We start from the raw sequence: 12,467 nt of genomic DNA on the forward strand, positions 1-12,467 counted from the left end.
TCCTGGTCTGTAGTGAAAATCGGCTGCGAAGGCAACCGGCGCTGTGCCGCCCGGAGGACGGCACAGCCTGAATCTACAGAACAGGTATCTGCTGCGTGCGCTGCGTGCGCGCAGCGAGCATCTATTTGGCGATGAGTTCGCCGTGGCTGCCGCCGGAAGGCAGCTCCACGGCCTCTGCCTTGTTCGCCCCCGGAATTTTCTTGCGGGCAAACAGCGCGTACATCGTAGGCACTACAAACACGGTAAGCAGCGTGCCCAGCGACATGCCGCCCACGATGACCCAGCCGATCTGGACGCGGCTTTCCGCGCCGGCGCCGGTAGCCAGCGCCAGTGGCAAGGCGCCCAGCACCATGGCGCCTGTGGTCATCAGGATGGGGCGCAGGCGCTGCGCGGACGCCTTGACCAGCGCTTCCAGCATGTCCATGCCCTGCCCGCGCAGCTGGTTCGTGAACTCGACAATCAGGATGCCGTGTTTGGTGATCAGCCCGACAAGGGTGATCAGCCCGATCTGGGAATACACGTTGAGCGAGCCGCCTGACAGCTTGAGCGCAATCAACGCACCAATCATGGACAGCGGCACCGACAGCATGATCACCAGTGGATCGATGAAACTCTCGAACTGCGCGGCCAGCACCAGGAAAATGAAGACCAGTGCCAGCACAAACACGATGGCCAGTGCACCCTGGGAATTCTTGAACTCGCGCGAGGTGCCGTTCAGGTCGGTGCTGTAGCCGGACTTGAGCACCTTGGCCGAAGTTTCGTTCATGAAGGTCAGTGCCTGGCCAAGTGAATAATCGGGTGCCAGGTTGGCCGTGATGGAAGCAGCCCGTCGCTGGCCAAAGTGGTTGAGCTCGCGCGGCGAGACCGCCTCGCGCACCGTGACCAGGCTGGACAGCGGAATCATCGCGTCGTTGCGCCCCCGCACATAAATGCCCTCGATGTCTTCCGGCGTGCTGCGGCCACTGGCCTCGGTCTGCACGATCACGTCGTACTGCTCGGCGTCGCGTTTGTAACGCGTCACGTTGCGCCCGCCCAGCATGGTTTCAATCGCCTTGGCCACCACTTCCACGCTGACGCCCAGATCAGCGGCCTTGTCGCGGTTGACGTCGATCCGCAGCTCGGGCTTGTTCAGGCGCAGGTCCGACACCGGTGACTGGATGCCCGGGTTCTTCGCTATCTCGGCCAGCATCTGCTCGATCACGAGATTGAGGTTTGCGTAGCTGTCCGAAGTCTGGATCACAAAGTTGAGCGGCCGCTCGCGGAAGCCCTGCCCCAGCGAGGGAGGCGTAATCGGAAACGCGGTGACGCCCGGCAGGCTGGCGAATTTAGGCTGCAGTTCGCGCGCCATCTCCAGCGTGCTGCGCTTGCGGTCATCCCAGTCCACCGTGCGGTAAATGACGCTGGCCTGCGACACGGTGGGGTTGCCGATGCTGGCAAAAATCCGGTCGAACTCCTTGTAGGGCTGACCCATTTTCTCCAGCGCCTGCGCATAACGGTTGGTGTAGTCCAGCGTGGCGCCGTCGGGCGCATTGACGGTGGCCAGGATGGTGCCCCGGTCTTCCAGCGGCGACAACTCCTGCTTCATGGTCGGGAAGATCAACAGGATCGCCAGCGCACTGGCCAGCATGACGCCCACCACGATCCAGCGAGCCTGCAGCAAAAACGCCCTGACCTTCCCGCCCGCCGCACCCGTGCCGGGCACCGGCTGGTAGCGCCTGGTAAGCACCCAGCGCAGCATGCTGGCGTATCGGTCAGAGACCACATTGAGGAAACGCTCCATGCCGCGGTCAAAGACATTGGGCTTGGGGTTATGCTTGAGCAGCTTGGTGCACAGCATCGGCGTCAGGGTCAACGCCACAAAGCCCGACACGACGACCGCGCCGGCCAGCGCCAGCGCAAACTCGACAAACAGCCGGCCGGTCCGCCCCGGGGTGAAGGCCAGGGGCGCATAAACGGCCACCAGCGTCGCCGTCATGGTGACCACGGCAAAACCGATCTCACGCGCACCCTTGATGGCCGCTGAAAACGGATCCAGCCCCTCTTCGATGTGGCGAAAGATGTTTTCCAGCATCACGATGGCATCGTCCACCACCAATCCGATGGCCAGCACCAGCGCCAGCAGGGTCAGGGTATTGATGGTGAAGCCCGCCAGCGCCATCAGGGCAAAGGTGCCGATCAGGCTCACCGGGATGGTGATGATGGGAATGATGGACGCGCGGAAGGTGCGCAAAAACACAAAAATCACGAGCGCCACCAGCGCCACCGCTTCGGCAATGGTCTTGTAGACGTTGCTGACCGAACGGTCGATGAAAACGGAGTTGTCGTTGGCGATGTCGATGTTGACTTCCGGCGGCAGATCGGCCTTGAGCCTCGGAATCATGTTGCGCACGCCCTGCGAAAGGTCCAGCGGGTTGGCCGTCGCCTGTCGGATCACGCCGGCTCCGATGGCCGCCCGGCCATTGAGCCGCACGCCGCTGCGCTCGTCGGCCGCACCTTCTTCGACACGTGCTACATCACGCACTTTGACCGGGAAGCCGTTGACACTGCGTATCACCACCTCCCCGAACTGCTCAGGACGCACCAGGCCGGTCTCGGACGTCACGCTGAACTCGCGTTGCTGCGACTCAATGCGGCCGGCCGGAACCTCCAGGTTGCTGCGGCGGATGGCGTCCTCGATGTCCTGCGTCGTGAGGCGGTAGGCCGCCATTTTCCGGGGATCGAGCCAGACCCGCATCGCGTATTTGCGTTCACCGAAGATGCGCACGTCAGCCACACCGGTCACGGTTTGCAGGCGCGGCTTAACGACACGGGTGACGAGGTCGTTGATCTGCAGCCTGGTCAGGCTGTCGCTGGTGAAGGCCAGCCAGATCACGGGGAACGCATCGGCCTCAACCTTGGCAATCACCGGCTCCTCAATGGCCTGCGGCAACTTGTTGCGCACGCGCGAGGTACGGTCGCGCACCTCGGCGGCCGCGGCGTCGGCGTCTTTCTCAAGCCGGAAACGCACGGAAATCTGGCTCTGGTCTGCGCGGCTGATCGAGGTCAGCACATCCACCGCGTCGATGCCGGCAATCGAATCCTCGAGCGGCTTGGTCACCTGCGACTCGATCACCTCGGCCGAAGCGCCGGGGTAACGCACACTGACCGTCACCACCGGCTCATCGATCTTCGGGTACTCGCGCACCGCCAGGCGCTGAAAACTCACCACGCCGACCAGCACAATCAGCAGGGACAGCACGGTAGCAAACACCGGTCGGCGTACGGAGACTTCAGCCAGTTGCATCAGAGGGGTCCAGTCAAGGAATAGCTTCGGGCTCAGGCAGGCTTGCGTGTCGCCCGGGCCCTGGCTTCAGGCATGGCTTCGGTCGGAGCCGGCACGGCGCTGCCGCGTGGCGCTCCGGACATTGTGGGCGTGGGACCCGTCTCACGCATCCCCACCAGGCAGGGATTGGCGCCACCCAAGGGTTTTTCCGCCAGCACGCGCGAGGCCTCGGGGGCCACCGCCACCGGAGCGGCGGCGGACGCACCGTCGGACGGCCGTGCGGCAGCGGGCGGGCTCAGATCCACCACCCGCACGGTCATGCCGTCGCGCTGAAGCCGTTGCTGGCCCGTGGTGACCACCATGTCGCCCGACTCCAGCCCGCTGGCGATTTCCGCCTGGCCAGGCCGACGGATACCCACCTGCACCGCCACCCGCCGGGCGATCCAGGTTTGCGCCTCCGGCCCGGGTACGAGCTTGATGACAAACTGCCGGTCACCCTGAGGCACCAGAGCCTCTTCCGGGATGACTCTGGCGTTGTCCCGCTCGCCGAACACCACGTTGACACGGGCAAACATGCCGGGGCGTAGCTGCAGCTGCCGGTTGTCGATGCAGGCCCGCACCGCCACCGAGCGCCCGTTGGCGTCAATCAGCGGATCGATCGCCTGCACCACAGCGGCGTATTTCCGGCCCGGCAGCGCGTCCATGTCCACCACGGCGGTCTGGCCGCGCTTGAGCTTGTTCTGAAAACGCTCGGGCAGCCGGAAGTCGACAAACACGGCATCAATGTCTTCAATATTGACGATGTCGGCCCCATCCTTGAGGTAGTCCCCGGGGTTGACCAGGCGGATGCCGGCAATGCCGTCGAAGGGCGCGACGATTTTCAGCCTGGCCGCGGTGGCCCTGGCCAGCGACAGCTTCGCCTGCGCCACCTGCAGGTTGGCCGCGCTTTCATCAAGGGAACGCTGGCTGACAAAGTTTTGCGCGACCAGTTCCTGGTTGCGCTTCTGGTTGGCCTGGGCGATCGACAGCTCCGCCTGGCTTTGCTGCACCTGCGCGAGTGGCAACTGGTCGTCAAACTGCACCAGCACCTGGCCCTTGCGCACGCGCTGGCCGTCCGTGAAATTGAGTTGCGTGATGCGGCCACTGACCTCGGGGCGCAGCACCACGCTGCGGCGTGAACGCAGGCTGCCGACTGCCTGCGCGTCGTCCACAAGGCTTACGACCTTCACCCTGGCGGCTTCAACCGTCGGTCGCGCACCGGCTGCCGGCTGCGACTGCCCCGCAGACGCGGCCTTGGCCGGGCTGCCGGCCTTGTTCTGATACCACCATGCGGCACCGGACAGACCAGCAATGCCGAGCACCGCGACGACAGAATAAATTGCTTTTGATGCCATGGAGGAACGGTTGATTAAGGTCAAACTTTGACAATGGATCAATGTAACAGCAGGTTGCGCCACCAGTGTCACCGAGGTGGAATCCTGAGCAAAATCAAGGCCAGATTTACGCTGGCTTTACATTGGCACCGCCTCCCCCCGCCGACGCCGCATCAGCCCCTGGACAGCGCCAGAACCACACCCTTGTTGGCCAGGGCATCGGCACGCTCGTTGCCGGGATCGCCAGCATGCCCCTTGACCCACCGCCATTCGATGGCATGGCCACTGCTGGTAACCAAAGCATCGAGCTTTTGCCAGAGATCGACATTTTTCACGGGTTGCTTGGCTGCGGTGCGCCAGCCACGCGCTTTCCAGCCGCTGATCCACTCGGTGATGCCCTTGCGTACGTATTCGCTGTCGAGGTACAGCGTTACCCGGCAGGGGCGTTTGAGCGCGGCCAGCGCTTCAATCACGGCCATCATTTCCATGCGGTTGTTGGTCGTGCCCATTTCACCGCCAAACAGTTCCTTGACGCTGTCACCGGTAGTCAGCATGGCACCCCAGCCTCCGGGGCCGGGATTACCCTTACAGGCGCCGTCTGTGTAGATAACCACGTGTTGCTGTGCCGTGATTTGAGAAAAATCAGTCATGCTTTGCCGAATTCCGGATGTTGTCGTTGTGAAAAAAGAAGACTCAAAAAGAGCCAGGACGGCGGATCTGGTTAGCCAGGGCCGCTGGCGCGGTAGCGGGCGCCTTCTGCGCTTTCCAGTTGGGCTCCAGCAGACGCATGCCGCGAACACGTTTTACAGCGACTACAAAATACAGGGCTCCAAAAATTGGCCACCAGCGCTCGCCCATGCGGTCCATCCAGGCAAACCGCTCCAGCGAAGCCGGCCTGCTCACGGCGGGCCGGTAGCAGCCAAAGTGCCCCGATTCGACCTCGAAATCAAGCAGCCGCAACCAGTCGCGCAGCCGCCAGTAGCCGATGAACTCCCCCGCCTCGGGCAAAAACAGCTCGCCATAACCCAGGCGACGGTAGAAATGCGCGCGGCGCTGACGCAAGCCCCAAAGGCTGGCGGGGTTCAAGCCACTGATGACCACACGGCCCTCAGGAACAAGCACACGCTCAACTTCCCGCAGCGTGGCATGCGGATCGTTGCTCAACTCCAGCGTGTGCGGCAGCAATACCAGATCGAGGCTGCTTTCCGGAAACGGCAAGGCAGCCGAGTCGGTCAGCAAGGCGACGCGCGGGGAAGCTGGCGGTTTTTCATCGGCACCCGACAAACCATCCAGCAGAGCCGACTCGGGACCCTGCAGCGCCAGCCATTTGTGCGGCATGCGGTTGCTGCGCAAGGCATCAAGCTCGGGCAACCCCAGCTGCAGCGCGTGGTAACCGAACATGTCGGCCACAGCCAGGTCGAATCGCTCGCGCTCCCACGCCAGCAAATACTCGCCGGGCGGGGTCCTGAACCAGTCGGTGAAACCTATAATTTGTGAGCCCATCGAGACCGCCGCATGCACCTGACTCCCATTCCCGCCTTTAACGACAACTACCTCTGGCTGTTGCAAGACGGCCGGCGTGCCCTGATCGTTGATCCTGGCGATGCCCAGCCCGTGCTTGAGGTCCTCAAGGCCCGGCAACTGCAATTAGAGTCGATTCTAGTCACGCACCACCACCTCGACCACATCGGCGGCGTCGACACCCTGCGCGATGCAACCGGTGCGAAAGTCTTCGGTCCGGCCCGCGAGCGCATCCCCGAGCCCCTCACTCGGCTCAGGGACGGGGACACGGTACGGGCGCTGGGCCTTGATTTTCAGGTGCTGGACGTGCCCGGCCACACCGCAGGCCACATCGCTTTTTACACCCCCGACGTGGATGGACGGCCCCTGCTCTTTTGCGGGGACACGCTTTTTTCGGGCGGTTGCGGGCGCCTGTTCGAGGGCACGCCCGCGCAAATGCTGGCATCGCTGGACCGTCTGGCCGCGCTGCCAGGCAACACCAGAGTGTGCTGCACCCATGAATACACCATGAGCAACCTGCTTTTTGCACTTGCAGTAGAACCTGACAACAGCGAGCTGATTGGTTACCATGCACGCTGTGCTGCCCTGAGAGACAGCGGGGAGCCCACCTTGCCCACCTCGATAGCCCAGGAGTTGCTGATCAACCCGTTTTTACGTACCCGACAGCCCGTGGTCGTGGCCGCTGCCCACCGCTTTGATCCTGCGGCGCACGACGACAACACCGTATTTGCCGCCATCAGGCAATGGAAGAACCAATTCAAATGACCGAGCTGCAGCAGACATTCACCTCCCCCTCTCCCCTCGCTGCCCTTCGACCCAGCCTTATCCAACTGATCTCTCGACTGATCTCTCGACTGACCTCTCCGCTGAAATCCCTCCTTCTTGCTGCCGCCGTCGTCCTGGTTGCGGGCTGTGCCAGTACCAGCCCGCCCGGCATGCCCGGCGACCCCGTTCTGAGTACCTCCTCCACAGCACCTGCTGCCACACCGGTATATCCTACCGGCCCCTTGTCGGCCATTGGGCAGACGCAGGCGGCCTCCGGCGGCGTGGCCTCTCTGCAGCCCCCGGCCGATTTGTGGGACCGCATACGCCGCGGCTTTGCCATGCCCAATCTTGAGAGCGAATTGGTCACCGACCGCGAGCAGTGGTACACCAGCCGGCCGGACTATATCCAGCGCATGACGGAGCGTTCCAGCAAATACCTTTTTCATGTGGTTGAAGAACTCGAACGCCGCAACATGCCGACCGAGCTGGCGCTACTTCCTTTCATTGAAAGCGCCTTCAACCCGCAGGCTGTCTCCAGCGCCAAAGCTGCCGGCATGTGGCAATTCATGCCAGCCACCGGTAAATACTTCGACCTGAAACAAAACGCCTTCCGTGATGACCGTCGCGACGTGCTGGCGTCAACACGCGCTGCGTTGGACTACCTCCAAAAACTGCACGGCATGTTTGGCGATTGGCACCTGGCACTCGCTGCCTACAACTGGGGCGAAGGCAGTGTGGGCCGTGCAATCGCGAAGAACCAGAAACTCGGTTTGGGGACTGGTTATCTGGACTTGCGCATGCCTGACGAAACCCGACTGTACGTGCCCAAGCTGCAGGCGGTCAAAAACATCATTGCCGCCCCTCAAACCTACCGCGCCGAGCTGCCGCTGATTGAAAATCACCCCTACTTCCAGCAGGTGCAGATCAATCGCGATATCGACGTGACGCTGGCCGCAAGGCTGGCCGACGTCGGCATTGCCGACTTCAAGGCGCTCAATCCCGCGGCGCATCGCCCGGTGATTCTCGCAGCCGGCACGCCGCACATCCTCCTGCCCTGGGATAACGCCAAGGTGTTTCAGCGTAACTTCGACGCTTACACACAAGGTCAATACGCCAGCTGGACAGCCTGGACCGCGCCCACCACATTGAGCGTGGGCGAGGCCGCGAAAAAAGTTGGCATGAGCGAAGCGGATCTGCGAGGAGTCAACAACATTCCGCCGCGCATGCTGATCAAGGCCGGTTCAACACTGCTGGTGCCGCGTACCGCCAGGATGGACGACGATGTCACCAGCCAGGTTGCCGACAACGCCCAGATGGCTTTCGCCCCTGAAATCGTGACACGCCGCAGCACCATCAAGGCGCGCAAGGGTGAGACAGTCGCAAGCATCGCGCGGCGTTACGGCTTGAGTGCAGCAAGCGTCGCGGATTGGAACAAGGTCAGCGCATCCGCCGCCTTCAAGGCAGGACAACAGATCGTGGTGTTCTTGCCTGTCAAGACCCGCAACGTTGCAGGATCGCCAGCAAAGCGTGCAACGATCAAGGCGGTTCGGCGCGCCCCGGCCAAGGCCATCGTCAAGAGCAAAAGGCGCTAGTTTTCCATGATTTCAAGGAAAATCGTCCCCTGGCCCGCATTCGCCAAGCGTTGTTAGCTATCGACTCAATGGCATAGTTGAGTGCATCCGCCATGGCCGCCCGCACACCTCACAACCCAGCCCAACGCGGCGGCAGGTATCTCTATGTGCTGGGGCTGGTCGCCATGGGGCTGGGAATCATCTTGCTGCTGCCGATCATGGAACCTGCGCTGCGTCCCGTGGGCGCGGTGATGTTGCTGTTCGGCCTGGTTTTGGCGGGTAGCTATTTCGTCGGCAGACTGAAGGCCGAAATGTCTGCCGACAACTTGGCCCTCGAACCCGCCTGGCGCAAGCCGGCGCACGGCGCTGCAGGTTACGGTAGCCTGCCCGTCAACGATGCGTACACACCGGCACAGCCCCCCGCCCGGGCCACTCCTGTCCTGGCGGCCGGTGCCCGGCCATCCGCTTCAGCCGAAAGGGCTGAGCCCAGAACAGCCCCAGCGCGAGTCGCGGCACCTGCCAGCCCACCGGCCACGGTGATCTGGACATCCGCGATGTTTGACCACATGTCGCCGCAGCAATTTGACGCACTGTGCGAGGCCCTGCTGGGCCAGGGCGGGTTTGAAACCCGCAGCCAGTCGCATGGCGCCGCGGGTGGCGCCACCATCTGGTTGTATTCACGCCATGCGCAGCAGGGCAAGGGCAGCCCCGTCGCGGTGGTGCTGTGCAGACAGTGGCCGGGGCAATCGGTAGGTCCGCGCGAACTGCAGCCGCTGCTTGAATTGATGAGCGCGCACCATCTCACGCGGGGGACCTGTGCCACTTTGTCCAGCTGTACCGAAAGCGTGCGCAAGTTCGCCAAGCTCAAAGGCATCAACCTGCTGGACCGCAACGCCGTGCTGGACCTGATCACGCGGCGCACGCCAGCCCAGCAACAGGCGCTGCTCGCGCGGGTACAGGAAAAAGCCTGAGCGTTCTAGAGCTCTAGCGCGCCCGTACCAAACAATCCGAGCAAGCCGATGACGATCAGGTAAATGGCAACGATGAAGTTAAGCAGGCGCGGCATGATCAGGATCAGGATGCCGGCGATCAGGGAAACAACAGGGCCGATGGTAAGGTGAAGGTTCATGGGTTCCTTGCGGTGATGAAAGAGGATGCCGCCGGCACCTTGGGTGTTGCGAGCATGCAGATCCCAATGTAACGAGCGGCTGCCAGCGTGTATGTAGGACGAAACAAACAGGCCCCCTCAGGCTTGGCCCGCCTGCAGGCGCCCTCAGCGGGTTGGCAACAAGGCTGCCAGGAAGGCCGGCAGTGGCCGGTTCTGCGACAACAGGTAGGCCGCCATGGCCCCGGCCACCTGCCGCACCGCCGGTCTTTGGGAAATCCGCTCGCGCCAGGCGAGCAGGCGCGGCGTGCCCTCATCCATGGCGGCGCCCATGCGCTCGCCGAAAAGCTGCGCCATGTAAAAGGCGATGTCTGCAAACGAGAACGGGCCGGCGAGGTAGTCGCGCTCGGCCAGCAAGGCGTCCATCTTCCGGTAGTAGCTCATCGAGGCCTCGCGCGCGGCGATGGCCACCGGGTCCTGCGGCTGGTCCTGCAGGCTCATCAGCCGGATGATGGGCGGGAAATACACCTCGTCCGACTGATGCTCAAGCAGCCGTGCCCGGGCTTTGGCCGCCCTGCCTGACGGCCACAGCGGCAGTTCAGGCTGCAACTCTTCAAGGTATTCAAAGATCTGCGTCGAGTCGAAAATCTCCAGCTCGCCGTGGACCAGCACCGGCACCTGCTGCTTGGGATTGATGCGTGCCACTTCAGGATGTCTGGGCTGGTACAGGCGCTTCATTTCGAAGGGCACCATCACCAGCTCGAAATCGATTCCTTTTTCAAGCGCGGCAATCTGAACCTTGGCGCCAAACATGCTCAGCGGCCCGGAATAAAGAATCAGGGGTGGATGACCTTCCATCACAGCTTCTCCGTTTCTCCGGTGCGCGGCTGCCACTTCATGAGCCGGCGCTCGATGCGGCCGACAATACCGTCGAGCACCAGCGCAAACGCCGTCAGTACCACAATGCCGGCAAACACAGTGTTGACATCAAACGTGCCTTCGGCCTGCAAGATCAGGTAACCCACCCCACGCGCCGAGCCCAGGTATTCACCCACCACGGCACCTACAAAAGCCAGGCCCACCGAGGTATGCAGGCTGGAAAAAACCCAGCTGGTCGCGCTCGGCAAATACACCGTGCGCAGCAGTTGCCGTTGATTCGCACCCAGCATCCTCGCGTTCGCCAGCACCACCGGGCTGACCTCCTTGACCCCCTGGTAGACATTGAAAAACACAATGAAAAACACCAGTGTGACCGCCAGTGCCACCTTGCTCCAGATGCCCAGGCCGAACCACATGGCAAAGATGGGCGCCAGGATCACGCGCGGCATCGAGTTGGCGGCCTTGATGTAGGGGTCCATGATTGCGCTGGCCATGGGGGCCAGCGCCAGCCACAGACCGCAGGCCAGGCCCAGCACCGTGCCTATGCCGAAGGCCAGCACCGTTTCGAGCAGCGTTGTACCCAGGTGCAGGTAGATGTCGGCATTGCCCGGCAGCCCATCGGGGAACAGCAGGCTGGGTCCGAAACCGAAAGGCATGAACCAGGACCACACACGCCCCGCCACCTTGACCGGTTCACCAAGGAAAAATGCCAGTTGCTGGTCGCGCGAAGCGAGCTGCCACACGGTCAGAAAAACGACCAGCATGCCAATTTGCCAGACGCGCAGGTTTCGGTCAGAGGGTTTGAGGTAGTGCCACACATCAGACTCCTGCACGGCGAGCGAGGGGACTCTCAATACCAGCCGGGGCCGCGGAACCGGCTTTGCCGGCCCGCAGGCGCAGCGGCCACCGAGGGGCTGGAGCCTGCGGCTCCAAAGCTGCTTGAGCAGCTTTGGACAGGCGACAGAAGCGAAGCCTCTGGCGAGCGGCGGCCTGCAAGGCCTCGGGAGCTACACGCAGTGAGCGACCGTAGGGGCACATATCAGGCGGCCTTGCGGAGTTGCTGAGCGTAACCCTTGAGCACCTCGTCGCGCAGCACATCCCAGATCTGGGTGTGCAGCTCGATGAAGCGCGGCTGCGTCCTGACTTCTGCCACATTGCGCGGGCGCGGCAGGTCGATGTCGAACTCGCCCATCGGGAAGGTGGCCGGCCCGGCCGACAGCACCACCACGCGGTCGCTCATGGCGATGGCTTCGTCAAGATCGTGCGTGATGAACAGGACTGCCTTCTTTTTGGCAGCCCAGAGGTCCAGCACTTCGTTTTCCATGAGCTGGCGAGTCTGGATGTCGAGGGCCGAAAAAGGCTCGTCCATCAGGATGATGTCGGGGTCCAGCGCCAGCACCTGCGCGAGCGCCGTGCGCTTGCGCATGCCACCGGACAACTGGTGCGGGTAACGGTCGCCAAAACCACGGAGGCCAACCCGGTCCAGCCAGGCCTGCGCCTGGACGCGCGCCTCGGCATCGGGCACGCCGCGGTATTGCAGGCCAACCATGACGTTGTCGATCGTATTCCGCCAGGGCATCAGTGCCTCCGTCTGGAACATGTAGCCGGCGCGGGTGTTGATGCCTTCCAGGGGTTTTCCAAACACCTTCACGGTGCCCGAGGTCGGGGGCAGCAAGCCGGCGCCGATATTGAGCAGCGTGGACTTGCCGCAGCCCGTCGGCCCGACGACAGAGACAAACTCACCCGCTCGGATGCGCAATGTGGTTTCACCAACGGCGGTGTAACCCGGCCCCGCGTCACCCGGCGAGCGAAAGGTGCAGCTGATGTCAAGCAGCTCAAGCGCGTAATTGCTGGCGTGATTTTCGGCTGTGTCTGTCATGGGTGAATATTGTCGCCGCGAACCGGACTGCTTAGACAGAGGCAAGCGACAAGCGAAGTGGCTGTGGAAGTTCCATACCAGCCGGGGCCGCGGAACCGGCTTAGCCGGGCCG

11 protein-coding genes are annotated in these 12,467 nt (G+C 62.9%); 3 read left to right on the forward strand and 8 right to left on the reverse strand.

Translation table 11 applies throughout. The features are described 5' to 3' along the window. Positions 1–121: 121 nt before the first annotated feature. From B0B52_RS15330 to B0B52_RS15345, 4 genes are all read right to left on the reverse strand, one after another. A complete protein-coding gene (locus tag B0B52_RS15330) occupies positions 122–3,283 on the reverse strand; it encodes an efflux RND transporter permease subunit (protein WP_077594508.1) in 3,162 nt (1,053 codons plus the stop codon). 32 nt (positions 3,284–3,315) lie between these two features. Further along, complete coding sequence (locus tag B0B52_RS15335; RefSeq protein WP_077594509.1) at positions 3,316–4,656, reverse strand: efflux RND transporter periplasmic adaptor subunit; 1,341 nt, start codon at positions 4,654–4,656, stop codon at positions 3,316–3,318. Positions 4,657–4,808: 152 nt separating this feature from the next. Continuing rightward, positions 4,809–5,285, reverse strand: a complete 477-nt coding sequence (gene rnhA, locus B0B52_RS15340) for a ribonuclease HI (protein ID WP_077594510.1) — start codon at positions 5,283–5,285, stop codon at positions 4,809–4,811. Positions 5,286–5,328: 43 nt separating this feature from the next. Continuing rightward, a complete protein-coding gene (locus B0B52_RS15345) occupies positions 5,329–6,138 on the reverse strand; it encodes a class I SAM-dependent methyltransferase (RefSeq protein WP_077594511.1) in 810 nt (269 codons plus the stop codon). Positions 6,139–6,150: 12 nt separating this feature from the next. Between B0B52_RS15345 and gloB the strand changes: the two genes are divergently transcribed. From gloB to B0B52_RS15360, 3 genes are all read left to right on the forward strand, one after another. Beyond that, entirely contained in the window at positions 6,151–6,921 is a 771-nt protein-coding gene (gene gloB / locus B0B52_RS15350; protein WP_077594512.1) for a hydroxyacylglutathione hydrolase, read from the forward strand. Between the two features lie 101 nt (positions 6,922–7,022). Beyond that, positions 7,023–8,513, forward strand: coding sequence for a transglycosylase SLT domain-containing protein (locus B0B52_RS15355; RefSeq protein ID WP_371327403.1), 1,491 nt, complete (start codon positions 7,023–7,025; stop codon positions 8,511–8,513). 92 nt (positions 8,514–8,605) lie between these two features. Further along, the gene (locus tag B0B52_RS15360) at positions 8,606–9,463 is read left to right on the forward strand and encodes a restriction endonuclease (RefSeq protein ID WP_077594514.1); all 858 of its coding nucleotides are present in this window, start codon (positions 8,606–8,608) and stop codon (positions 9,461–9,463) included. A 5-nt stretch (positions 9,464–9,468) separates the two neighbouring features. Here B0B52_RS15360 and B0B52_RS15365 read toward each other — a convergent pair whose 3' ends face one another. From B0B52_RS15365 to B0B52_RS15380, 4 genes are all read right to left on the reverse strand, one after another. Further along, positions 9,469–9,621, reverse strand: coding sequence for a DUF3096 domain-containing protein (locus tag B0B52_RS15365; protein ID WP_077594515.1), 153 nt, complete (start codon positions 9,619–9,621; stop codon positions 9,469–9,471). A gap of 144 nt (positions 9,622–9,765) precedes the next feature. Next, positions 9,766–10,455, reverse strand: a complete 690-nt coding sequence (locus B0B52_RS15370) for a glutathione S-transferase family protein (RefSeq protein WP_077594516.1) — start codon at positions 10,453–10,455, stop codon at positions 9,766–9,768. Beyond that, complete coding sequence (locus B0B52_RS15375) at positions 10,455–11,294, reverse strand: ABC transporter permease (RefSeq protein WP_077594555.1); 840 nt, start codon at positions 11,292–11,294, stop codon at positions 10,455–10,457. Before B0B52_RS15375 ends, B0B52_RS15370 begins: the two co-directional genes overlap by 1 nt. A gap of 221 nt (positions 11,295–11,515) precedes the next feature. Then, positions 11,516–12,355: an ABC transporter ATP-binding protein gene (locus tag B0B52_RS15380; protein WP_077594517.1), complete on the reverse strand. Its 840-nt coding sequence runs from the start codon at positions 12,353–12,355 to the stop codon at positions 11,516–11,518. Positions 12,356–12,467 lie beyond the last annotated feature (112 nt).

This window comes from Polaromonas sp. A23, from assembly GCF_002001015.1.
GTDB lineage: Bacteria > Pseudomonadota > Gammaproteobacteria > Burkholderiales > Burkholderiaceae_C > Polaromonas.